The 20,444-nt window shown below is 71.3% G+C and carries 25 protein-coding genes; 7 read left to right on the top strand and 18 right to left on the bottom strand.

The window, feature by feature from the left end; translation table 11 throughout:
* Positions 1-17: 17 nt before the first annotated feature.
* Entirely contained in the window at positions 18-1,808 is a 1,791-nt protein-coding gene (locus BKD26_RS41320) for an immunity 49 family protein (protein ID WP_179166553.1), read from the top strand.
* An 83-nt stretch (positions 1,809-1,891) separates the two neighbouring features.
* Here BKD26_RS41320 and BKD26_RS42010 read toward each other — a convergent pair whose 3' ends face one another.
* Genes BKD26_RS42010 through BKD26_RS15610 form a run of 3 tightly spaced genes read right to left on the bottom strand, consistent with a single transcriptional unit; the run spans position 1,892 to position 2,874 of the window.
* A complete protein-coding gene (locus BKD26_RS42010) occupies positions 1,892-2,017 on the bottom strand; it encodes a hypothetical protein (protein WP_277622386.1) in 126 nt (41 codons plus the stop codon).
* Positions 2,018-2,020: 3 nt separating this feature from the next.
* Positions 2,021-2,497, bottom strand: coding sequence for a DUF1772 domain-containing protein (locus tag BKD26_RS15615; protein ID WP_084898422.1), 477 nt, complete (start codon positions 2,495-2,497; stop codon positions 2,021-2,023).
* Entirely contained in the window at positions 2,494-2,874 is a 381-nt protein-coding gene (locus tag BKD26_RS15610; protein ID WP_084898421.1) for a nuclear transport factor 2 family protein, read from the bottom strand. Before BKD26_RS15610 ends, BKD26_RS15615 begins: the two co-directional genes overlap by 4 nt.
* A gap of 101 nt (positions 2,875-2,975) precedes the next feature.
* Between BKD26_RS15610 and BKD26_RS15605 the strand changes: the two genes are divergently transcribed.
* On the top strand, positions 2,976-3,590 hold the full coding sequence (locus tag BKD26_RS15605) for a TetR/AcrR family transcriptional regulator (protein WP_084898420.1): 615 nt from the start codon (positions 2,976-2,978) through the stop codon (positions 3,588-3,590).
* 49 nt (positions 3,591-3,639) lie between these two features.
* On the opposite strand, the gene BKD26_RS15600 is transcribed toward BKD26_RS15605, so the two are convergent.
* Positions 3,640-4,089, bottom strand: a complete 450-nt coding sequence (locus BKD26_RS15600) for a lamin tail domain-containing protein (RefSeq protein WP_084898419.1) — start codon at positions 4,087-4,089, stop codon at positions 3,640-3,642.
* 175 nt (positions 4,090-4,264) lie between these two features.
* Between BKD26_RS15600 and BKD26_RS15595 the strand changes: the two genes are divergently transcribed.
* Positions 4,265-5,515, top strand: a complete 1,251-nt coding sequence (locus tag BKD26_RS15595) for a cytochrome P450 (protein ID WP_084898418.1) — start codon at positions 4,265-4,267, stop codon at positions 5,513-5,515.
* Between the two features lie 92 nt (positions 5,516-5,607).
* On the opposite strand, the gene BKD26_RS15590 is transcribed toward BKD26_RS15595, so the two are convergent.
* Positions 5,608-6,345: a DUF2470 domain-containing protein gene (locus tag BKD26_RS15590; RefSeq protein WP_084898417.1), complete on the bottom strand. Its 738-nt coding sequence runs from the start codon at positions 6,343-6,345 to the stop codon at positions 5,608-5,610.
* 192 nt (positions 6,346-6,537) lie between these two features.
* On the opposite strand from BKD26_RS15590, the gene BKD26_RS15585 reads away from it, so the two are divergent.
* Positions 6,538-7,530, top strand: a complete 993-nt coding sequence (locus BKD26_RS15585) for a DMT family transporter (protein WP_084898416.1) — start codon at positions 6,538-6,540, stop codon at positions 7,528-7,530.
* 225 nt (positions 7,531-7,755) lie between these two features.
* Complete coding sequence (locus tag BKD26_RS15580) at positions 7,756-8,697, top strand: NAD-dependent epimerase/dehydratase family protein (RefSeq protein ID WP_084898415.1); 942 nt, start codon at positions 7,756-7,758, stop codon at positions 8,695-8,697.
* Between the two features lie 173 nt (positions 8,698-8,870).
* On the opposite strand, the gene BKD26_RS40260 is transcribed toward BKD26_RS15580, so the two are convergent.
* The 12 genes from BKD26_RS40260 to BKD26_RS15530 all read right to left on the bottom strand — a co-directional run bounded on the left by BKD26_RS40260 (position 8,871) and on the right by BKD26_RS15530 (position 17,312).
* On the bottom strand, positions 8,871-9,044 hold the full coding sequence (locus BKD26_RS40260) for a hypothetical protein (protein ID WP_179166552.1): 174 nt from the start codon (positions 9,042-9,044) through the stop codon (positions 8,871-8,873).
* 26 nt (positions 9,045-9,070) lie between these two features.
* The gene (locus BKD26_RS15575) at positions 9,071-9,508 is read right to left on the bottom strand and encodes a hypothetical protein (protein ID WP_084898414.1); all 438 of its coding nucleotides are present in this window, start codon (positions 9,506-9,508) and stop codon (positions 9,071-9,073) included.
* Positions 9,508-10,974, bottom strand: a complete 1,467-nt coding sequence (locus tag BKD26_RS15570) for an NAD(P)/FAD-dependent oxidoreductase (protein ID WP_084898413.1) — start codon at positions 10,972-10,974, stop codon at positions 9,508-9,510. Before BKD26_RS15570 ends, BKD26_RS15575 begins: the two co-directional genes overlap by 1 nt.
* Entirely contained in the window at positions 10,971-12,824 is a 1,854-nt protein-coding gene (locus BKD26_RS15565; protein WP_084898412.1) for an ABC transporter ATP-binding protein, read from the bottom strand. The genes BKD26_RS15570 and BKD26_RS15565 overlap by 4 nt, the downstream gene beginning before the upstream one ends.
* A complete protein-coding gene (locus tag BKD26_RS15560; RefSeq protein ID WP_084898411.1) occupies positions 12,821-13,000 on the bottom strand; it encodes a hypothetical protein in 180 nt (59 codons plus the stop codon). The genes BKD26_RS15565 and BKD26_RS15560 overlap by 4 nt, the downstream gene beginning before the upstream one ends.
* Before the next feature lie 50 nt (positions 13,001-13,050).
* The gene (locus BKD26_RS15555; protein WP_179166551.1) at positions 13,051-13,806 is read right to left on the bottom strand and encodes a class I SAM-dependent methyltransferase; all 756 of its coding nucleotides are present in this window, start codon (positions 13,804-13,806) and stop codon (positions 13,051-13,053) included.
* Positions 13,803-14,348, bottom strand: a complete 546-nt coding sequence (locus BKD26_RS39110) for a hypothetical protein (RefSeq protein WP_143662656.1) — start codon at positions 14,346-14,348, stop codon at positions 13,803-13,805. The genes BKD26_RS15555 and BKD26_RS39110 overlap by 4 nt, the downstream gene beginning before the upstream one ends.
* Positions 14,345-15,361 (bottom strand): alpha/beta hydrolase, encoded by a 1,017-nt coding sequence (locus BKD26_RS15550; protein ID WP_084898409.1) that lies wholly within the window; start codon positions 15,359-15,361, stop codon positions 14,345-14,347. Before BKD26_RS15550 ends, BKD26_RS39110 begins: the two co-directional genes overlap by 4 nt.
* Positions 15,358-16,194, bottom strand: coding sequence for a hypothetical protein (locus BKD26_RS15545; protein WP_084898408.1), 837 nt, complete (start codon positions 16,192-16,194; stop codon positions 15,358-15,360). The genes BKD26_RS15550 and BKD26_RS15545 overlap by 4 nt, the downstream gene beginning before the upstream one ends.
* A 162-nt stretch (positions 16,195-16,356) precedes the next feature.
* On the bottom strand, positions 16,357-16,536 hold the full coding sequence (locus BKD26_RS15540; protein WP_084898407.1) for a hypothetical protein: 180 nt from the start codon (positions 16,534-16,536) through the stop codon (positions 16,357-16,359).
* A gap of 105 nt (positions 16,537-16,641) precedes the next feature.
* Positions 16,642-16,842 carry a hypothetical protein gene (locus BKD26_RS15535; protein WP_084898406.1) on the bottom strand — a complete coding sequence of 67 codons (201 nt, stop codon included), beginning with the start codon at positions 16,840-16,842 and terminating at the stop codon, positions 16,642-16,644.
* A gap of 287 nt (positions 16,843-17,129) precedes the next feature.
* Positions 17,130-17,312: a hypothetical protein gene (locus tag BKD26_RS15530; RefSeq protein WP_084898405.1), complete on the bottom strand. Its 183-nt coding sequence runs from the start codon at positions 17,310-17,312 to the stop codon at positions 17,130-17,132.
* A 337-nt stretch (positions 17,313-17,649) separates the two neighbouring features.
* On the opposite strand from BKD26_RS15530, the gene BKD26_RS15525 reads away from it, so the two are divergent.
* Together BKD26_RS15525 and BKD26_RS15520 are read left to right on the top strand one after the other, a co-directional pair.
* Positions 17,650-18,582 (top strand): ABC transporter ATP-binding protein, encoded by a 933-nt coding sequence (locus tag BKD26_RS15525; protein ID WP_084898404.1) that lies wholly within the window; start codon positions 17,650-17,652, stop codon positions 18,580-18,582.
* A gap of 11 nt (positions 18,583-18,593) precedes the next feature.
* The gene (locus BKD26_RS15520; RefSeq protein WP_143662655.1) at positions 18,594-19,343 is read left to right on the top strand and encodes an ABC transporter permease; all 750 of its coding nucleotides are present in this window, start codon (positions 18,594-18,596) and stop codon (positions 19,341-19,343) included.
* A gap of 97 nt (positions 19,344-19,440) precedes the next feature.
* Here BKD26_RS15520 and BKD26_RS40255 read toward each other — a convergent pair whose 3' ends face one another.
* Positions 19,441-20,436, bottom strand: a complete 996-nt coding sequence (locus tag BKD26_RS40255) for a hypothetical protein (protein WP_084898402.1) — start codon at positions 20,434-20,436, stop codon at positions 19,441-19,443.
* Positions 20,437-20,444: the final 8 nt, after the last annotated feature.

Here is a 20,444-nt window from a genome sequence, read left to right as displayed (position 1 = left end):
GTACGAGGTGCGATCAGATGGTCACGCGCATTGCGCGCCACGATTTCCGTACGGACGACGCGGCCGAGGCCATGGCCCCGGTCCTCAAGAGCGCCGAGGACGTGCTCGCAGAGCTCGAGACCTCGGAGTTCGACCGCTTCGACGCGCTGGACCAAACGCTGGCCGCCGCCAGGTGGCGGTGCCTGACGGACCCCGCAGCCGCGGAGTTCCCCACCTGGGAGGCCTGGGTCACGGCCATGCAGACCGGCTCGGCGCTGTTCGCCGCCGGTACGGCGGGCGAGGGGCCCGTGCCGTGCCGGATCGGGAGCATGGGGCAGGTGAGGAACCTCCCCGCGACCGGGCCGCAGGACTACCTGCATGCGGGGAACTGGCTCACCTCGTACTACCTCGCCGTGATCTGCCGCGAGAACGACCGTGCCCACCGGCTGGCCCAGGTGCCCGTCTCCTTCCTCCGGGCGTCCGGTGCGGAGTTCGACGAGTACGTCCACGCGTGGGTGGAGACCCTGCAGAACGCCTGGTTCGGACGGCCGGAGATGTGGGACACCCTGGTCGCGGCCGTGGACGGAACCGATCCCGAGAGCGCCCGGGTGGCGAGCCGCGAGTTGATGCTGAAGATCCTTTATCCGCCCATCGAACTGTTCCACCGCTACCAGCGCCGGCAGGTCGAGGAGTTCAACAAGGCGCTGGCTGACGCCCTGACGTGGCACAGGGAGTACTGGACCGCCGACGAAGCACGGACGCTCAGCGGCGACGGACTGGTGGCGCTCGGGCCGTTGGCCATCGCGTGCATGGCGTACGACGCCGGCATGCCGGTCGAGGTGGAGTCCGAGTATCTGCCCAAGCACCTGCTTCAGCGCAGTTGGGTAGGCGAGTACGACACGGGAGGCAGCCAGGAGCCGGAAGCGAGGGCAGCCGTCGCGTACGACCCCGACCTCCCGGCCCTGACGACGCGGCAGGCCGACTACCTCCGGGACCTGGTGCGCGGGTACCACTCCGGCCGTGGCGCGACCGTCACCGTCACCGGTGCCACCGTCCATGCCGCACAGGGCACCCGGGCCCTGCACAACCTCGCCGAGTTCTGCCGGCGCGCCGACCCGCGGGACTGGCCCCGGTTGGTGGACCGGCATTTCGCTGCCCTGGACAGCGCCGCGCAGGCGACGGCGGACGCCCCTGAGCAGATACTCCGGAGCGTCTACCTCCGCCTCGTACCGGAGGACGCCATCCCGCCGGAGGCCGCGTCCTCGTTCCGGTACGTCCGGCACATCGCGCCTGGACTGGTCGAGGTCCTGGCGCAGGACCTCCCCGACGCCGTACGCGTCCTCGACGACCAGGCCGTTGCCCGCGTGGGGCTGGAGGCGCTGCGGGCGGCCGGTCGCGCGAACCTGATCGAGGAGCCCGTCGAGCACGAGACCATGCGCACCGAAAGCGGCGCGCTGCTGCACGCCGTGACGGGCGAGTCGATGTTCGTGGCCGGCAAGGTGCTGGTCCTCGACGAGCTCGCGCGTGCCGTGACCGGGCGCGGACTCCCGGAGGACGGCGCACTCTTCGTGGTCCCCAGCCGGCACCACCTCGTCTTCCACCCGCTGGCGGACCAGCATGTGGTCGCCGCGGTGAACGACCTGGCCGCCTTCGGCCTCGGGGCGTACCAGGACAATCCGGGACCGCTCTCGCCGCGGCTGTACTGGTGGCACAAGGGCGTCGTGTCGTGCCTGACGCACATCGACGAGGCGACGCGTTCCTTCTCGGTCGCCCCACCCGACGAGCTGACGGCCATCATGCGCCGACTGCACGCCGCGGCGAACTCCTGAGAGTGGGCGGACTGGGACACCACCGGCGCACAGGTGGCCTCCCCGGCCGTCCCACTGCGCACGCTCTTCGTTCCGGCGGCGGGTCAGCCGTCGGCGGCGAGGGCGTCCAGGGCGGCCGGGATGCCGGCCGGTTCGGCGCGCGTGGTGTAGTCGGTGGTGACGAAGGCGCAGCGAATGGTCGGTGCGGCGCTCGGCTCGGTCGGTCGCACCTGCTAGGCCGTACGGGGTCGTCGGCCCGCCGTCGCCAGGGCGATCAGGAGCCCGAAGGCGGCGATCGCGGTGAGCGTACGCAGGGTGTTGAACAGGTCCCAGCGCCACAGGATCTCCGCGTGGTCGGCCGGTGCCGAGGTGACCGCCCACTCCTTGATCCGCCCGTTGATCGGCACATTGCCGAGCCGGGTGATCAGGAACGACGCCAGGGCCAGCAGGCCCGCCGTACCGGCGAGGAGTCGTGTGCGGCCGCGCGTCAGGGCGGCGAGCGTGAAGGCGCTCAGCGCCGATGTCCCCATCGCCGCCTGCATGGTGATGCCGTTCATCTTCATCAGCTCGGCGTGGAAGGACAGCCGCATGTCGAGGGGGACGGCGTCGAAGGTGGGGGCGAGATTGGCCGCGCCGTAGCCGAAGGCGCCGGCGAGCAGGCCGGTGGAGAGGAGGGCGAGCGCGTGGAGGGCGCGGAGGGGCGTGGTCATCGTCCCTCCGGGAGCGTCCGGGTGAGCTGGTGGCTGTGGCGCATCCGGCCCTCCGGGGTGAACTCCCCGAAGAAGTGCACCTCCGTGGTGATGTCCCGCCCCTTGCGCATCCGGCCGTGGATGGTGAGCCGCGCGGCGACCCGGTCGCCGGCCATCAGGGCCTCGTGTACGTCGAACCGGTACGCGACGAGGTTCTTGCGCAGCGGGCGGAGGTGCGCGACCAGCTTGTCCCGGTCGAGGTGGACACCGTCGCTGATCTGCACGATGTCCGGGGTGAAGTACCGGTCGACCACGTGACCCGGGTCCTCGTCGTCCCGTAGGGCCTGCTCGGTGAATGAGGTGAAGAAGTCGGCGATGAACTGCTCGGGTGGCTGCATGACGCTCCGTTCGGGGTCGTACGGTCGTTCCCTCGCTGGCATTTTTGACAGGCTTGTAAGATATGTAGGAGCCGACACTTTTGACAAGGGTGTAAGAATTGATGACGTCCAAGCCTGCCGGGCGGCGCCGGGCCGATGCCGAACGCAGCAGAGCGGCCATTCTCGACGCGGCGGTACGGCTCCTGGCCGGACAGCCGGACGCCGGCATGGGGGCCATCGCGGCCGAGGCGGGGGTGACCCGTCAGACCGTGTACGCCCACTTCGCCTCGCGCGACGACCTGCTGGCGGCGGTGGCGGACCGGGTGACGGAGGAGGCGACGGCGGCGATGGACGCCGCCGAACTGGACGAAGGCCCGGCATCGGCCGCGCTGCTGCGGCTGCTGGACATTGGCTGGCGGTCGTTCGCCCAGCACCCGGTCCTGCTCCAGGCCGGCCGGGCGTCACCCATGGGCGAGCGGGAGCGGGCCCGCCACGAGCCGGTCACCGACCGGCTGGTGCGGCTGATCCGGCGCGGGCAGGCGGCCGGGGAGTTCGACCCGGGAGCGTCACCGGCCTGGCTGGCGGCGGCGACGATCGCGCTCGGCCACGCGGCCGGTGACGAGGTGGGGGCGGGCCGTATGTCCCTCGACGAAGCCTCCGCCGCCGTACGTACGGCCGTGCTCCGCACCCTCGGGGCTCGGGCCGCCGCACCGGGCGACGGCCCCGACGAGCGGTAGGTGCGCGACAGGCCCCCGCCCTACGTCGCCGGAGCGGGGGCCCGGACCGTCAGCAGTACTTCGACGACCCGGTGGATCCCCACGAGCAGGAGTCGACGAGCGTGCCCGACGCCTTGCGGAGGTACGCGGTGTCCCCGTCGTTGTTCCACACGTACGCCGCCCGGCCCCAGTACCGGTGCCCGGCGGTGTTGCTGCCCCTACCGGTGTGGACCGTCACGTACCGCTTGGCGCCGATCGTGCCGCTGAAGGTGTACGTCCAGCCGGCCCGGTCCTTCAGCTTCCAGTTGGTGAGGGAGATGGCGGAGGAGCTGGAGTTGTACAGCTGCACCCACTCGGCGTTCAGCGACGTGTTGGAACGGTCGTCGGTGCCGGGTGAGTTGTAGTACACGCGATGGATGCTGACGCCCCCGGCGGCCTGGGCGGCCGGAGCGGCGGTCAGCAGGCCGCCGGCGACGGCGGTGGCCACCACGGCGGCCGAGGCGGCGAAACGAGCCTTCAAGAGTCCTCCCCAAGGTGAACCGTGGATTCCACGGCGGGGAAAAGCACACCATATGGCGATGTGGTTACTGGCTGGTTTCGCCCATTCACGATCGACCCGGTGCGGTCTCGTTCCGGAGCCGTACCGCGCGTAGCGTGATGCGCCCTACTGGAACGCGAGTGGCAGGGAGCCGCTGATGCGCGAGCAAGTCCGCTTCGAACAGGCCCGCTTGGTGATCGACCCGACTGGCCGCGACATACACGGAGAAGCCGCCCGCTTACGTGAGCGAGGTCCCCTCGCGCGCGTCGAACTCCCCGGTGGGGTCGAGGCGGTGGCCGTCAGCAGCCCCGAGCTGCTGAAGCGGCTGCTCACCGATCCCCGGGTGTCCAAGGATCCGCGCCGCCACTGGCCGGCCTGGATCAACGGGGAGATCTCCCCGCAGTGGCCCCTGTTCACCTGGGTCGCCGTGCAGAACATGTTCACCGCGTACGGAGGCGAGCACAAGCGCCTGCGCACGCTGGTCGCCAAGGCGTTCACCGCCCGCCGGACCGCCGCGCTGCGGCCGCGCGTCGAGGAGATCACCACGGACCTGCTGGACCGTATCGCCGAGGCGGGGCGGCACAACACCGTGGTGGACCTGCGCGAGTCGTACGCGTACCCCCTCCCCATCCAGGTCATCAGCGAGCTGTTCGGGCTGCCGGAGGAGCGGCGGGAGGAGCTGCGATCCATCGTCGACAGCATCTTCCACACCTCCGCCGACCCGGACGAGGTCACCGCCACCTACGCGCGGCTCTACGCCGTCATGGGCGACCTCGTCGCCGCCAAGCGGCAGGCCCCCGGCGACGACATGACCAGCGGCCTCATCGCCGCCCGTGACGACGAGGGCGACACCCGGCTGACCGAGGAGGAGCTGCTCGGCACCCTGGTGCTGATGATCGGCGCCGGTCATGAGACCACGGTCAACCTCATCGACAACGCCATCCACGCCCTGCTCACCCACCCCGAACAGCTCGCGCACGTGCGGTCGGGCCACGCCTCGTGGGACGACGTGATCGAGGAGACGCTGCGCTCGGACGCGCCGGTCGCCAGCCTGCCCCTGCGGTACGCGGTCCAGGACATCGCTCTGGACTGCCCGGGCGGGGGAGTCATCCGCAAGGGCGAGGCGATCCTCGCCGCGTACGCCGCGGCCGGCCGCGATCCGGAGCGGTACGGGAAGGACGCCGACCGCTTCGACGTCACCCGGGCCGACAAGGAGCACCTGGCCTTCGGCTACGGCGTCCACTACTGCCTGGGCGCCCCGCTGGGCCGCATGGAGGCACGTATCGCGCTACCGGCGCTCTTCGAGCGGTTCCCGGACATGGTCCTGGCGGTGCCGCCGGAGGAGCTGCGGCCCGTGGACTCGTTCATCTCCAATGGGCACACCTCCCTGCCCGTGCGGCTCCGCTGACGGTTCATGGGCCGGCGGCGTGTAGAGCGCGGCGGCCAGGGGGGCGGCGCGGATGATCGCCGCGACGTGGTCGCGCCGGGCGGGTCGCCGTGTCACGGCCGGGTGCGCAGGCCGCGGCGCCGGCGGGGGCAGCCGTGGGCGGCGGCGAGCAGGGCCTGGACGCGGTCCCCGAACTCGGCGGCGTCGCGCAGGGGTGCGGTGAACGGCAGCCGGACGTCGTGGTGGGCGCGGGCGTGTTCGAGCCGGAGCGTCACGCCGTACCGGTCCACGGCCAGGGGCGCCACGCGGCGTACGCCGTGCAGGTGGTGCGGCGGAACGAGGCGCGCCAGCCGCTCCACCGCGTCGGGGTGGTCGTCGGTCAGGTGCAGGAGCAGCCCGGCCTCGTGCTCCGCGAGCGGATCCGGCTCGGCGAGGACGAGTTCGTCCAGGCCTACGAAGACGACGTCGTCCGCCGTGCCGAAGGTGACGCGCACGGGGTCCAGGCGCAGATCGACGCCGCCCGCCGCGGTGGCCGCGCCGGCCTGGGTCAGCCACCCGGAGAGCGTCACGCGGGCGCGTACCCGGTCCCGTACGGCGGTCGGCGCCACATCGGTGAACTGGAGCATGGCGGCGAGGTCGCCGTGGGGCGCGCCGGCCACGGCCGCGGCGAGGTGCCCGTCGGCCGGCAGGCGCAGCGTCAGCCGGGCCCGGTCGTCGAGGCGGTGGGCGCCGGCCAGGTCGCAGCGGTACCCGTGGGTGATCACCGTCAGCGACCGCGCGGCGGCCAGCACCGAGCGGACCCGTTCGGCGGGGGTCGGTTCGGGCGGGCGGGCGCCGGTGTCACTGCTCATCACTCGCTCCTCGTCCTTCGTGGCGTTCCGTCTTAGGTAAGGCTTGCCTAACTTATCGGAGGGAGGGTGGCTCCCGCCACCGGGTGGGCGGACTGGGGGCGAAAAACGGACGAGAGTCGAACACCGGTCCGCCACTACGCTGTCCCAGCCCGGCCGACCTGGGCGCCGTAGCCCTTCCGTCCGAGGAGCCCCATGACCGTCACCGCGGCCCGCCGTGCCTGGCTGACCGACCTGCCCGTACTGCTGGTCGCCGTCGTCTGGGGCTCCAGCTACCTGGCCGCGAAGGGCGTCACCACGAGCCAGACCGTACTGGCCGTCCTGGTGCTGCGGTTCGCCGTAGTCCTGCCCGTACTGGTCGCCACCGGGTGGCGGAAACTGCGCGCGCTGAGCGGCGCGCAGATACGCGGGGCGGGCGTGCTCGGGCTGATCCTGGCCGCGATCTTCCTGCTGGAGACGTACGGGGTCGTGCACACCTCCGCGACCAACGCCGGGCTCATCATCAGCCTCACCATGATCTTCACGCCCCTCGCCGAGAGCCGGCTGCGCGGCACGCGCCTGCCGCGCTCGTTCGTCGCGGCCGCGGGGCTCTCGGTCGCCGGCGTGCTGCTGCTGACCCAGGGGGCGGGCTTCAGCGAGCCGTCGCTGGGCGACCTGCTGATGCTGGGCGCCGCCGTCGCCCGTACGGTGCACGTGCTGGCGATGTCGCGGATGCGCTCGGTCCAGGGCGCGGACGCCATGTCGCTGACGACCGTTCAACTTGGCGGCTCGGTCCTGGTGTTCGCCCTGCTGTGCGCGGCCCCGGGCATGGGAGCCACCCCGTGGGCCGCCGCGGCGGACTTCGGGCCCGCCGACTGGGCGTGGCTGCTGTACCTGTCGGTGTTCTGCACCCTGTTCGCCTTCTTCGTCCAGATGTGGGCGGTCCGGCGTACCTCCCCCTCCCGGGTCAGCCTGCTGCTCGGTACGGAACCGGTGTGGGCGGCCGTGGCCGGCATCGCCCTGGCCGGTGACCGGCCGGGATGGCTGGGCCTCGTGGGCGTGGTGCTGATCCTGGCCGGTACGGCATGGGGCCGTACGGCGGCCGACCCGGGACCCGGTGCGGCCCAGCAGCGGCGGCCGGCCGCCGTGGCGAGCGAGGAGGAGCCGGACGGCACCCACCCCGGCCTGGAACCAGCCGGCCGGTCGTGACCGGGAGAGAGCCGGACGGAGCAGGCCCGTGCCGGCCCTCCGACGGGTTGGCGGAGGCGCCCACCTGGTACTTCGTCGGCAGGCTCATCGCCCGCGTGGCCGTGGACCGCCGCCCCCGGGGAGCTGCTGCCACGATGACGGGACGGCGGGCGCGCCTGTGCCCGGTGGCGCCTCCAACTACCCATCGCCGCCGACTGATCCGACCGGCCACGTTAGTGTGAGTGCGTGAGCCTTCATGTCGTATGCGGATTCGGGCCCGCCGGGGCGGCCACTGCTCGGCTACTGGCTGAACAGGGCCATGAGGTACGGGTCGTCACCAGGTCGGGCGGTAGCCCGGAGCCGGGTATCGAGCATGTCGCGCTGGACGCCACGGACAGCGCGCGGCTGATCGAGACGGCGCGGGGCGCGGCCGCGATCCACAGCTGTGCCGCACCGCCCTACCACCGCTGGGCGAGCGAATGGCCACCGCTGGCCGCGTCCGTCTGCGCGGCGGCCGAGGCGACCGGCGCGGTCCTGGTCATGCTGGGCAACCTCTACGGCTACGGCCCGGTGGACGGCCCCCTGACCGAGGACCTTCCGCTCGCGGCCACCGGCCCCAAGGGCCGCGTACGCGCCGCCGTCTGGGAGCAGGCGCGGAAACTGCACGAGCAGGGGCGCATCAAGGCGGTCGAGCTGCGGGCCTCGGACTTCTTCGGCCCCGGCGTGACCGACGGCGGGCACCTGGCCGCGCGGGTCATGCCACGCCTGCTGCGCGGCAAACCGGTCTCCACCCTCGGCAACCCCGACGCCCCCCACAGCTGGAGCTACCTCCCCGACGTGGCCAGGGCCATGGCCGAGGCCGCAGCCGACGAACGTGCCTGGGGCCGGGCCTGGCACATCCCGACCGAGCCCCCACTGTCCACCCGTGACATGGTCGCCCGCCTCGCCACCCACGCGGGAACGGCACCGATCACGGTCCGCAGGCTGCCACCGGCCGTACTGGGCGTCGCGTCGCTGTTCTCCCCACTGATCCGCGAACTGACGGAGATCCGCTACCAGTTCGACCGCCCCTTCGTCGTCGACTCACGCGCCTACGAGGCCGAGTTCGCCGTACGAGCCACACCGGTCGACGAGCAGATCAAGGCCACGGTCGCCTGGTGGCGCGAGCGACGGCCCACCGCCGGCTGACGAGGCGTCGGACGCCGTTCAAGACCCTGCGGTCACACCGTCCCCACCGTCAGTACGCTGCTGCGCGGATGGACCGGGCCGAGCGGTGCATCCCAGTCAGGTGAGGTGAGACCCACGGCAGCGCCGGTCCTCAGGACCGCGATCAGGGCCTGAGGACCGGCGCTTCGTGGTGGCTAGCTGCCGACGCGCTCCTCGGACAGGATCTGCTGCCGCAGCTCCACCAGGGCTCGCAGAGCAGTGCTGTACATCTGGATGCTCTTCTCGCTGTGCGAGTTCACGGCGGTCTTGACCTCGTTGAAGGTCTTGGCGATGACCTCGTCCAGGTCGTTCTTGTCGATGCCGTTCATGCTGTTTCTCCTTTCGGTGGGCGTGGTCAGTCCCGGTTGACCGGCCACGACGTGATGGTGTGCCAGGGACCGCAGTCCTGGACGTTTTCGGTGCCCCTGCACACCGCGAGCCGGCCGGTGGTGGTGAGCCGGTAGGCATGGCGTGCCGTGATGGCGACAGTGCCGGGGCCGCACACCTCGGCCAGCTTGGTGAGCGGGCCAGGGGCGAAGTCGTTGACGAACCGGGTCCATACCGAGTAGCAGCCCTCCCCGGTGTGGGAGAGCGTTCCGCTGAGCACCAGGTTCCCGGACTGCTCGATCCACCGGTCACCGGCAGCGGTGGCGCCCCCGTGTCCGGCGGACCACGCGACGGTCCGCGCCGGCTTGCCGCCGTCCGCGGTGGTGGACGCGGCGGTGGCCGGGGCGGCGGTGGCGAGCAGGGCGCCGGCGGTGGCCGCGGCGGCGACCGGGATGCGAGCGCGCATCACATCAACTCCTTCTTCTGTGGGGACAGGTTGGGCGGGGTCCGTATGCCGTGGTGGCGGCGGAGCGCGGACAAGGCGGCGAGATGGCCGCACATGCCGTGCACGGAAGGCCCGGGAGGGGTGGACGCCGAGCACAGGTACACGCCGGGCAGTGGGGTGGTGTACGGGTCCCAGCGCGCCGTCGGGCGGGCCAGCGACTGGCGCAGGGTCATGGCTCCGGCGGCGATGTCGCCACCCACGTAGTTGGGGTTGTACGTCTCGTACTGGGCTGCCGAGACGCCACGGGAAGCGATGACCGTGTCGGTGAAGCCCGGTGCGTACTCCTCGATGCGCCGGCGGATCAGCTCGACCGGGTCGCGGGTGTCGCCGTGGGGAACGTGGGCGTAGGCCCATACCGGGCGCCTGCCCCCCACGTCCCGGGACGGGTCGGTGACGGCCGGGTCGACGACCAGGACGAACGGGTCGGGGACCGCGCTGCCCGCGGCGGTGGCGGTTTCCTGGCGGAAGATGTCGGCCCGGGTGCCGCCGAGGTGGACCGTGCCGGCCTGCCCCACGAGCGGGTTGACCCACGGGATGGGGCCGGAGACGAGGAAGTCGGCCTTCGCCGCGCCGGGGCCGTAGCGGAAGCGGCGCAGGGCGCGCCGGTAGCCGGAGGGCAGCCGGTCACCGGCGATGGCCAGGAGTTCCTTGGGGCTGACGTCCAGCAGGACGAGCGGGACGTCGCCCAGTTCGGACAGGTCCCTGACGCGGTGCCCGGTGTGGAAGACGCCACCGTGCGCGGTGATGTCGGCGGCCATGGCGTCGGCGATGCGGGCGCTGCCCCCCTGCGGCAGGGGCCAGCCGCTGCTGTGGGCGGTGTGCGCCAAGAGCATCGCGACCGCCGCCGACGCGACCGACGGCAGCTTGCCGACGGCGTGCGCGGCCACACCCGCCAGCAGCGCCCTCGCGGGCTCGGTGGTGAAGGGGGTGCGCTCGGTGGCGTGGGCGAGCACGCGGGGGGCGAGGAGCAGGGGCGTCAGAAGATCCGGCGGTGGGGTGCGCTGGCTGGACAGGAGCAGGTCGACCAAGGCCCGGGACCGGGTGGCCAGGGGCCCCATGAGCCTCGCCCAGCGCGGGCCGTCGGCGCCCAGGTGGTCGGCGGTGCGGGTGACGCTGCGCCACGCGGCGGCCGCCCGCCCGTCGGGCAGGGGATGGGCGTACGGCATGTCGGGCTGCAGCAGCCGCACTCCGCGCGCGGGCAGGTCGAACTGCCGGAAGAACGCGGAGGCAGCGGCCATCGGGTGGACGGCCGAGCAGATGTCGTGCACCACGTCCTGGTCGAAGAGCGGCTCGGTACGCAGGCCGCCGCCGATGGTGCCGGCCGCCTCGAACAGGGCCACGCTCAGGCCGGCCCGGGCGAGGGTCACGGCGGCGGCGAGCCCGTTGGGCCCGGTGCCTACGATCGCGGCGTCCGTCGTACGACTCATGAGGCGACCCCCGAGCGGGCGGTCCCGGTGGTGGCGGTCCCGGCGGTGGTGGTCCCTGCGGTTGCCGTCCCGGCGGTTGCCGTCCCGATGGTGGCCGTCCCGGCGGTTGCGGCCCCGGCGGTTGCGGCCCCGGCGGTGGCGGTCCCGGAAGGCGCGAGCTGCCGGCCCGCGAGCCGCCGGTAGGTGCTGTCGCCGTCCATCAGTTCGACGTGCGTGCCGATGGCGCGCAGGCGGCCGTCCTCCATGACGAGGATGCGGTCGGCGCCGATGGTGGTGGACAGGCGGTGCGCGATCGTGAGGACCTGACAGCGGGCACCGATGGTGGTGAGCGCGTCGCGCAGGGCCGTCTCGGAGTCGGAGTCGAGGTTCGAGGTGGCCTCGTCGAGGAGCAGCACATCGGGCCTGGCCAGCAGGGATCGGGCGATGGCGAGGCGCTGCCGCTGGCCGCCGGACAGGCCGGTGCCGCCTTCACCGAGCTCGGTGTCCAGGCCGTCCGGCAGGTTGTCGATCACCTTGGTCAGGTGGGCGGCCTCCACCGCCTCCGCGATGTCCTCGGGGGTGGCGTCCGGGCGGGCGTACGTGAGGTTCTCCCGCACCGTGCCGCGCATCAGGGGGGAGTCCTGCTCGACGAGGCCGATCCGGGCACGCAGTTCGCCGAGCGGCATGGTCGAGGTGTCGGCTCCGGCCAGGCGGATCGTGCCGCGGTCGGGGGTGAGGAAGCGCTCGATGAGCTGGAACAGCGTGGTCTTGCCGGCGCCGGACGGGCCGACGATCGCGGTCACTCCGGTGGTGGGCAGGGCGAACGACACGTCGTCCACGGCGGGGGCGACGGTGTCGCCGTAGCTGAAGCTGACGGCCTCGAACTCGACCGCCGGAGCCCCCTCGACGGTGCCGGAGCCGGTCGCGTCGCCGGTCTCCTCCTGCTCGATGGCGGCCAGGTCCCGCACCCTGTCGATGGCGGCCCGGCCCTGCTGGAACTCCCCGAGCGACATGAACAGCATCACCAGCGGGGCCACCAGATAGAACAGATACATGATGAACGCCGTCAGGTCCTGGACGGGCAGGGCTCCGGTGGCGGTGCGCGCCATGCCCCATGCGATCACCACGGCCAGGGACACCTGCGTACCGACGTTCATGGCGGGCATCAGCATCGCCGACAGCCGGGTGACGCGCAGCCCGCTGCCGCGTGCGGCGTCGGCGAGAGTGTGGAGGCGCTCCTCCTCGCGCTGCTCGGCCCTCGACGCCTTCACCGTGGTCAGGGCTCCCAGCACCCGCAGGAGTCCGGAGCCGTAGTCGCTGGTGTCCTCCCGGTTCTCCACCGCCGCCCTGCGGACCGCGCGGGCCAGCCCGAGGGAGACCACCGAGGCGGCACCGAGGCAGCCGGCCGTGGCCAGCAGCATCCGCCAGTCGATCCACGCCATGACGGCGATGCAGCCGACGGCCGTGAACCCGGAAGTGATCATCTGCGCCACGGACGAGGACAGGGCGATCCTGGCGATCGAGGTGTCCGCGACGGTCCGGGTGAACACATCGCCGTGCTCCAGCTTGGTGAACGCCCGTATCTGGGCGTGCAGGAGACGGCCGGTGAGCGTGGTGCGCATGTCGAGGACGATGTTCTCCCCGGCACGTCCGATCAGATAGAAGTGCGTCGCCGCCAGAGCCGCGTCGGCGGCGAACAGGGCGGCGATGAACACGATCGGCCACAGCACCGGCCGGTCCGTCGCGACGGCCTCGATCAGGTCGCCGATGAGAAGCGGCTGTACGAGGGTGGCGACGGTGCCCATCAGGCCGAGGAGGGTGCCGGCGCCCAGCAGCAGCCGGTGACGGCGGACGATCGAGGAAATGTTCACTGGCTGCCCTTACCGAAGACGACCGCGATGACCGCGGCGACGGCCGCGGCGAAGACGAAGCTCTTGACCCACGCGTCCCGAGTGACCACGCCGTTGTCGCGGAACATCACCAGCGTGCTCGGTACGGCGAAGGCGAAGGCGATGACGAACCACGTCAGACGGCTTGCTGTCAGCACTGCCGGACCCCTCCCTTCCTGTCTGCTCGGCGGCGTCTACGTGACGGCGTCTACGTGGCGGCGCGCGCGGTGTACCAGTCGTACGGCTGCGGGCTCTGAGCCGCGTACACGCGCTCGACGGTGAATCCGGCCCGGCTCAGGCAGGCTTCGACCTCCTCGCGCTCGATGAGGAGGACACGTTCGCCGAACTCCACCGGCGGCTCGCCGTCCGCGTCGATGCGGGTGCCCATGGTGAGGACGTCCGCGTCGTCGAGGGTGATGGTGAAGGTGGTGGTGCCGCCATGGTGCGGGGTGGGCAGCGTCACCGTGTGCTGTGCCACGAGCGGCCGGTAGGTGCCGGTGGCGTAGTACTCCAGCGACAGGGTCGCGCCCGGTGCCAGCACGGCGCGTATGTGGGAGAGGGCGGCCGTCAGCTCTTCACGGTCGGCCACGCACGCCAGCGAGCCCATGGTGGAGTACGCCGCGTCGAACGGGCCGGCGACCGGCAGCGGCTCCCGGAAGTCGGCCCGCACCAGCGACACGTTCCCGGGGACGGCCTTGGCGCGGAGCTCGTCCAGCATGGGCCGGGAGTTGTCCAGGCCGACCACCTGGGCGGCGATGGCGGCGACGGGCAGGGCGACACGGCCCGTCCCGACGCCGATCTCCAGGACGCGGGCACCGGTCACGTGCGGGCGGAGCCGGTCGACGGTGGCCTCGGCGGGCAGGGCGGGTGCGATCAGCGAGTCGTACACGGACGCGACCGCGTCCCCGTACTGCACATCCCATGTGTCCCGCGTGTGCCGCGTGTCCAGCGCGTTCTGAGTCACGGGTTCACCTCTTCGTAGTCGAAGACCATGTCGTACGTGGGGTCTTCGCTGTGGTCGTAGCCGGAGTAGCGCACCAGCAGCACCTGGAACAGCGGGAATCCCGGCTCCGGAGTGAGGCGCTGACGGACGAACTCGTTGACGAGCCGGTACGCGGACTCCTTGGCCTCCTGGTGCAGCGGGGTCATCGCACCCGGGTTGTTCAGCAGGGTGGACGCCACGTCGAAGATGGCCTTCTCGGCGCGGCGGCCGGGGAACCAGAAGGCGTGGATCAGCCTGCGGGGGGCGATGGAGTACACCTCCCGCCACTCGGTGTGCTCCGTCTTGTCCTCATTGGCGAGCCGGTAGAGGAAGTGCTGGTCCTCCACGGCCGGGTTGGGCGCGAAGAACCGCCAGTTGGGGATGAGGATCCCCGTGCCCGTCTTGTCGCCGCTGCGGACCTTGTCGTAGCTGCGGTCGGGGTGCTGGCCCAGGACCGACGCCACGAACCAGCCGGCGAGGACCGCCGGTACCGCCCGTTCCATCACCGTGGACGTCCTGCTCACGCCGCCTCCCCCTGCTCCTGCCGGTCTTCTCCGGCGTACCGCGCGGCGGCCGCCGCCACGGCGTCCTCGATGGCCCTGGTGGTGAGCGGGGCGTGCGCGACCCCGCCCGTGATGGACAGATGGGTGGAGCCGGGGATGGTCACGATCCGGCCGCCGCTGCCCGACGCGAGGTACTCGTCGTACAGGTCCTGGTGCTCGGGGGTGTCCCGCATGGTCGACTCGGCCGCGACCACCGAGACGGGGATCCGCAGCCGGTCGAGGGGCCGCCCGCCGTCGAGCATGAAGGCGTACGAGTAGTCCCACTCGCGCCGCCCGGCGCGCCAGGTGGAGGGGGCGGAGCCTTCCAGACGCAGCGTCCGCAGGTGGGGGCTGTTCTCCGCGAAGGAGAACAGGCCCTTCTTGTCGATGAGCAGACCGGCGCCGAACACCGACGACCACGGGCCCAGCTTCATCGTCAGGTTCACCCCGCGGGAGCCTTCGCGCTGCCGGCGGGAGTGCAGCAGCTCACGGGGATGGGTGGGGTCGACCAGTACCAGTGCGTGGACCCGGTCGGGGGAGGCGGCGGCCGTGCGGTGGGCGAGGTAGCCGCCCAGGGAGTGCCCGGCCAGCACGCAGGGGCCGTCGGTGGAGACGGCGTCGGCGATGACTTCGGTCAGGTCGTTCACGGACTCGCCGAGCGCGTAGTCCTCCGGGCAGCGCCGCAGCGACGACCGGTATCCGGCCCGGTCGTACAGCACCAGCGAGATCGCCGGGTCGAGGTGGTCGGCGACGAGCAGCCACGCCGCGGACGAGTTCATCAGGCCGGCGTCGCACACCAGCGTCGGACCGCCCGCCTCACCACGCCGTACGTGGTACGTGATGAGGTTGCCACTGTCGCAGCGCAGGCGGCGCCGCTCGAAACCCGCGTGGCCGGACTGGGAGGCGAGTGTGGCGTAGCCCTGGTGGGCGAGACCTGCGGCCAGGCACGCGGCCAGACCGGCCGTGGTCAGCCTCGGGAACGTCAGCCTGCTCATGCCGCCTCCCCCGTCCCCTTGGCGAGTGCCCGGACGGACGGATACGTGGACGCGAACGCCCAGGCGAAGCGCGACAGGCCCATGAAGCGGGCGTTGGCGATGTGGAAGGCGCCCATGACGAGCAGTCCGGCGTCGATGTACTTGCCCTTCTTGAGCAGCAGCAGCGGGAATCCGCACTCCAGGGCGAGAACGGTGTGGCAGACCGCCCGGGAGACGGCCGGGTACTTCTCCAGCTGGTGGTAGAACCACTCGTCGCCGTACGTCTGGGTGCGCATGATCTTCGCGAGGGCGTCGCCGGACCGCCAGGCGTCGCCGGGGAGTTTGGCCCAGCCGGACGCCCCGTAGGACAGGACGGTCTGGGCGCCGATGAACTGCACGGCGGCGGTACGGGTGGCGTCGGTGCCGCCGGCCCGGCCGAGTGCGGCGGCTGTCTGCACCAGGAACGACACCTGATCGGATCCGTCGGTGCCGAACAAGTGGCGGGGGTAGATGAGGAGCTGGCTGCCCGCCAGGTAGGCGTTGGCGACCATCCGCACCTTGTTGCTCTTCACCGGTGAGATGAGTACCGCCGCTGCCAGGGCACGGGAGCCGTGGAGGGCCTGCGTGACCGGTTCGCGGGCGATGAAGTCCTTGACGGCCTGCATCGCCTTCGTCTTGGCGGGGACCTGGGACCTGGTGTGGGTCCAGTCGTTCAGGCCGCCCGGTTCCCGGTCGGTCCTGCGCACGAGGTACTCGAGGCTGGACAGCAGGTGTGTGGCGGCGGACAGCCGCTCGGCGGTGGTGAGCGGCTTGGCGCACGCCGACTCAGCGGCTCTGCGGAGACGTGACAGCATGATCTGTTCCTGGTCGCATGTCAGTTGAGGGGCGTGGGGCGTGAGGTGGCGCGGGCCGGCGAGGACACGGGGGCGAGGACGCGCGGGGCGGCGAGGACGCGCGGGCGGTGAAAGGGAGAGGCGGGAAACCCCGAACTGCTGGAGGCTTCCCGCCAACGCCCCCTACTTCTGGGCGGCCTTCACCGCGGCGCCGACGCCGGCGGCGGCAGTCATGACGGCGGACACCTTGCCGCCGGCCACAACGCCCGCCACGAACGCGGCGGGGGTCGCCATCACAGGAGCGACCGAGCCGTCGGCCGCCTGGCCGGCGCCTGCGTTGACCTTCTCAACGAGCACGGACATGGTGCATCCTCCAATAATCTGATACATGGGAAGCGCTCCGGTTCTGGCAGACACGTGCACTGTCTGCCAGAACCGGAGTCCCCCGGAACCGGGGGCTCACCGGGCTCAGCCGGTGGCCACCTTGTACGCCGCGTAGGCAGCGCCGGTAACCGCACCGGCACCGACCACGGCACCAGCGGCCTTGGCGATCACGGGGGTCGCGAAGATGGCCGGAGTGGCCATGACGGGAGCCGTGCCGCGAGCGGGCGCGCCCGCCTCGAGCGCCCCCTTGAGGGACGCGTCGGCGTTCACCTTCTGCGTCAGCATGTGTTTTCCTCCTCTCCGTTGTGTGTCGGGGCAGGGAATATCCCGCCACCGCGCAGAATGCCCGCGGCGGGAAGTGGGATGGATGCGCTCGCCGAATTCACGGTAGGCCCGGACATGGAAAGTCGGGGCGATGGTCACCGTGAAAAGAAAACCCTGAACGTACGTCAGGCAGGGCTTCTGATGAATGGCTGATTACTTCGGCTTTACCGAGGCATACGCGGGCCACGGAGAATCGGGCGTGCGTACGCGGGTGTGGCAGCGGCGGCTGTGACGGACGCCGCGAGGTGCTACTTGACCGCCTTGGTCGCCATGTACGTGGCAACCGCGACGCCGACGCAGGCGCCCGCCTTGACGGCGGCCGGCGTGAAGATGGCAGGAGTGGCCATGACGGGCGCGATGCGCGCCCCGGGGCCGTGCTCAGCAACGAAACCCGCGAGCGAGACGTCCTGATTCACCTTGTCCAGAAGCATGAGATTCCCCCTTGACTGAGATCACGTGAACTGCGCGGACGGCCCGGGACGGCCACACCTGGAGGGCGGGGCGAGGAAGCATCGGGCGATCCGCGGCACCGGGCGGAAGATGGTCAGTCCCCGCCGTCGGTGAACGTGCCGTCAGTATATGAGCGACCAGCTCCACTTGATCAAGTAATTACCTGCGTGACCGGCGTCACAGCGTGATTATTTTCGCGGAATTTGAGGTTCCGGTTACGTCTGCCCGCTTTCACGGAATCTGCAATTCCATGCCTCGCGTCTCACTGTTCCCGCGTGAAAGGATCGATCCCTCACCCATTCATTTGAGGAAGGGTCCATGGGGCAAGAGGTACGCACTCATATTCATGCCGAGGACGTATGGCGCCGATACGGGCGGGGGAAGGGCGCGTTCGACGCCGTACGGGGAGTCAGCTTCACCGTCCGGCCCGGGCAGCTGTTCGCTCTCCTCGGAACCAACGGCGCCGGCAAGACCTCCACCGTCGAACTCCTCGAGGGCCTCGCCGTCCCGCATCGCGGTCGCATCCGTCTGTTCGGCGACCTCGATCCGGTCGCCGACCGGGCCCGGATCCGGCCCCGTACCGGGGCGATGCTGCAGGAGGGCGGCTTCATATCCCATCTGACCGTGGCGGAGAGCGTGGAGATGTGGACCCGGCTCACCTCCAGGTCCCGCCCCGTCGCCGAGGCCATCGAACTCGCCGGGCTGCCCCACCGCGCCGACGTGATGGTGCAGAACCTCTCGGGCGGTGAGAGGCGCCGGCTCGATCTGGCCGTCGCCACGCTGTCCCATCCCGACGTGCTGTTCCTGGACGAACCGACCGCCGGCATGGACGCCGAGGGCCGACACGCCACCTGGCAGCTCGTCCGGAGCCTGCAGGAGCAGGGCACGACGATCCTGCTGACCACGCACTACCTGGAAGAAGCCGAGTCCCTCGCGGACGAGTTGGCGATCATGCACCGCGGACGGATCGCCGCTTCCGGCACCGTCTCGGAGATCGTCGCCGGCCACCCGTCGACGCTGTCGTTCGGTCTGCCGGACACCTGGGCCGTTCACGACCTGCCCGTCAGCGGCAAGGCGGAGGAACGGGGTGGACGGGTGACCGTCACGACCGGGCAACTGCAGCAGGACGCCACCCGGCTCCTCGCCTGGGCCGAGGATCACGGCGTGGCGCTGGACCGGTTCACCGCGCGTCCGGCCTCCCTCGAAGAGGCCTTCATCAGCATCGCGAGCCAGGAAGGGGCGGCGGAGTGAACGGTCCGGCCATGCGGCACATGAAGGCCCTGTTCCGTATCGAGTGGAAGCTGTTCAACCGGATCAAGGCGAACTACATCTTCGTGTTGTTCGTGCCCTTGATGCTCCTGGTGTCGATGAGGTTCGTGCAGGACCAGATGGAGCTCGCCAAGCACGGCCTGAACCCGGGCCCGGTGATGGTGTCGACCGCTGCCGGGATCCTGATGATCTTCTCCCTGTACTCGTCCGTCACCGGACTGTACGTGGCGCGCAGGGAGGAGCTGGTACTCAAGCGACTGCGTACGGGAGAGGTCTCCGACCCGGTGATCCTCGCCGGCGGCGCGTCCATGTACATCACGATCGCCGTGGTGCAGATCGTGGCGGTCGCGACCGTACTGTCGGTGATGTTCGGTGTGGTGCCCCGGCAACCGCTGGCGGCGGCCGCCGGGTTGCTCACCGGAGTCGTACTGATGACGGCCATGGCGGCCGCGACGGCCGCGCTGTGCCGGACCGTCGAGTCCGTGCTGGTCGCCACGCTCCCGGCCATCTTCGTCCTGCCGATGATCTCCGGGATCTACGTCCCCCGCGAGGTGCTGCCCGAGGCGCTCGGCGACGCACTGCTGTTCGCGCCGCTGTCCCCGACGGTCGACCTGGTGCGCTCCGGGTGGACCGGTGAGCTGACAGCGGGGGAAGGGTTGATCCGAGGCGTGCTGGCGATCGCGTGGACAGCTCTGTTCGCCTGGATCGCGGCCCGCAGATTCCGCTGGGAGCCCCGCACCTGACTCCCGGCCGGAAGGCGGCGGCTTCACCACCGGCGCCGGGCGCGGGCCTCGGCATCAGGGGCGCACGTTGCCCGGGGCGGGCCTGGGGAGACGTCGGTCAGGCGATCAGCGCCCGGATCGGCATGGCGATGTAGAGGGCCAGCAGACCCACGCCCGCCAACCCGAGGGGGACGGCGCCGTCGGAGAACGTGCCCGAGAGGTAGGGCAGGGCGGCCAGCAGCACGCCGGTGACGGCGGTGGCGTGCACGGTCTGGGCGATCGGGGACCACGCCTGCTCCTGGAGGCTGTCGGCCTCCGCCGCGATCGCTGTCGGGAGCATGAGGATCAGCACCAGGATCAGGGGGAACACCGCGATGGCCGTCCCGGACAGCGTGGGTCCCCAGTCGCGGTCGAGGTAGCGGTCGAGTGGTTCGCCCTCCTCCACCACGCCGCCCAGCTCGGGTGCGGTGGGGGCCCAGAGCGTCTGGACCCGGTCGCCCGGCTTCGGCCTGTTCTCCGTGTAGGCGCCCTGGGAGCGGATTCGGCTGCCATCCGGGAGTGCCAGGACCAGCGTGGCGTGGTGGCCCGTCAGCTGGTCCTCGTCGTCGCGTATCTCCGTGACGTCGGTGGCCTCCGCCACTGTGGCTGTCGAGTAAGCGGCTCCCGCCTGGACCAGCGAGCGGACGTACTGCGACGCGTGCGATTGGCCGAGCACGTTCAGCGCCGCGATGGAGACCAGCATCAGCAGCCAGACGGCGGCCTGCCGCAGGTACACCCAGGGCACGCTCTCGTACTCGTACGCCGCCAGCCGCCGGAGAACGCCGGGCCGCTGCCGGGGTACCTTGCCGGCGCCCTTGTCCAGGGATACCGGCCGGGCCTCCGACTTCTTCGCGTCGGACCAGTGATGCGGCATCCAGTGGTAGTTGTCGTACGACCACCAGATCCAGAGCGTGACCACCCGCAGCCAGACCAGGCCGACCACCGTCCAGGCCATTGCGACGAGCCCGGGCGCGGGCAGCGGGACGCCGGCCGGCAGCCCCAGGACCCACAGGCTCAGTGATGCCGCCCCCGTGAAGGCGAGCACGCCCGATATGCGTACGAACCAGGCCGGCACGCCACCCC

The sequence above is a fragment of the Streptomyces sp. CB03238 genome (assembly GCF_002099185.1).
Classification (GTDB): domain Bacteria; phylum Actinomycetota; class Actinomycetes; order Streptomycetales; family Streptomycetaceae; genus Streptomyces.
The sequence above is the reverse complement of the archived record's forward strand: the minus strand, read 5'-3'. Positions and strand labels throughout refer to the sequence as shown.